General features: G+C 31.1%; 1 protein-coding gene. It reads left to right on the forward strand.

Features of this window, described 5'->3' with window-relative positions; translation table 11 throughout:
* Window positions 1-98: 98 nt before the first annotated feature.
* Window positions 99-502 (forward strand): hypothetical protein (locus tag AC1DWB_RS37270; RefSeq protein ID WP_477546043.1); only part of this gene is annotated, 404 nt, incomplete at its 3' end.

Consider the following 502-nt stretch of genomic DNA (forward strand, 5'->3'; position numbering starts at 1 on the left):
CCATACACGCTATCAAGGACTATGCAGATCTTATTCCGGTTTGTACAGAGTGGTTATCGGAAATGGATGACTTATATGTGATGAGAGGAGGTTAAGTAGTGGATTTTAATAATGAGATCTCACATGGTTTTTTTAATAATATGAAATTTATGTTTCATGAACAATGGAGTTTTGATAAGAAAGCATTTTTATTTCCAATAATTTTTATTATTTTTGATTTAGCCGTTTCATTAATTGCAGTATGGCTACCAAAAGTTGTACTAGATACGATAAATCAATCTGTTTCGCCATATACTTTTATAGCTACTATTGGCACAATAACAATTGCACTCATGATTTCAAGATATCTTAGTCACTATTCACAACAAGAGGTTTTGAAAAGTACTGTTAGAATATTGAACATGCACTTTTACATTAAAAAGGATTGGAAAATCCTTGATATGGATTATTCCTTATCCTCTTCTGCAGAAGGTAAAATAAAAATTGAAAAAGGGCACAATGC

Source organism: Paenibacillus sp. P4_E11 (genome assembly GCF_056401635.1).